General features: G+C 43.6%; 1 protein-coding gene. It reads right to left on the reverse strand.

Features of this window, described 5'->3' with window-relative positions; all coding sequences use genetic code 11:
• Window positions 1–63 precede the first annotated feature (63 nt).
• Window positions 64–300 (reverse strand): RNA recognition motif domain-containing protein, encoded by a 237-nt coding sequence (locus GOU96_RS18470; protein WP_000772130.1) that lies wholly within the window; start codon window positions 298–300, stop codon window positions 64–66.
• Window positions 301–342 lie beyond the last annotated feature (42 nt).

Consider the following 342-nt stretch of genomic DNA (forward strand, 5'->3'; position numbering starts at 1 on the left):
CGGGCGTTATGCAGTTTTTGGGCAATAAAAAACCAGCATTTTCAGCTGGCTTTAGAATTTGCTTTATTGAGCCGCTTTGACTCGAATCTTACTTTTGGCAACGTTTGCCATATTCAGTGCTGCAATTGCAGTTTTTGCTTCTGAAGCCTCTGGCATTTCGACGAAAGCAAAGCCTTTCGATAGACCGGTTTCTTGGTCTAAAACGAGAGTGCATTCGGTAACAGAGCCGTGTTCAGAAAACAGTTTACGAATGTCGTGCTCAGTTGTGGTGCGAGCAAGGTTGCGAACTAAGAGTTTCATAGTTGTCCGTTGATGTAGAAATAACGGTGAGGATTGTCTCAA

The sequence above is a fragment of the Vibrio sp. R-1 genome (genome assembly GCF_035615595.1).
Lineage (GTDB): Bacteria > Pseudomonadota > Gammaproteobacteria > Enterobacterales > Vibrionaceae > Vibrio > Vibrio cholerae.